1 pseudogene is annotated in these 691 nt (G+C 64.1%); it reads right to left on the bottom strand.

What is annotated here, in order from left to right:
* Positions 1-691, bottom strand: a pseudogene (locus AC4IHP_RS27800) (Ig-like domain repeat protein); the annotation flags it as partial.

The raw sequence follows: 691 nt of genomic DNA, 5'->3' as shown, positions 1-691 counted from the left end.
CGCTCAGTGCCGACAGCGGCAACGTCCAGTCGCCGCTGGCATTGACTGGGGCCTCCCCTTTCGAGGTGACCCCGTCGAAGATTTCGACCTTCTGATTGGCGAACGCTTTGCCGCTCAGCGTGACCGACGTATCGAACGTCGTGCCACCCGCCGCGACCTCGCCTTTGGAATCCCTGACCGAGGTAATGGTCGGCGCCGTCGCCACCGCCACGGTAAAGGTCCGCGCCGCCGACACCGGATTACTGCCGTACAACGCCTTGACCGTGATGCTGTGAGCGCTGACGCTCAGTGCCGACAGCGGCAACGTCCAGTCGCCGCTGGCATTGACTGGGGCCTCCCCTTTCGAGGTGACCCCGTCGAAGATTTCGACCTTCTGATTGGCGAACGCCTTGCCGCTCAGCGTGACCGAGGTATCGAACGTCGTGCCACCCGCCGCGATTTCACCGACGGAATCCCTGACCGAGGTAATGGTCGGCGCCGTGGCCACCGCCACGGTAAAGGTCCGCGCCGCCGACACCGGATTACTGCCGTACAACGCCTTGACCGTGATGCTGTGAGCGCTGACGCTCAGTGCCGACAGCGGCAACGTCCAGTCGCCGCTGGCATTGACTGGGGCCTCCCCTTTCGAGGTGACCCCGTCGAAGATTTCGACCTTCTGATTGGCGAACGCCTTGCCGCTCAGCGTGACCGA

Source organism: Pseudomonas sp. UF-293, from assembly GCF_058245595.1.
This window is presented reverse-complemented; position numbering and strand designations above follow the sequence as displayed.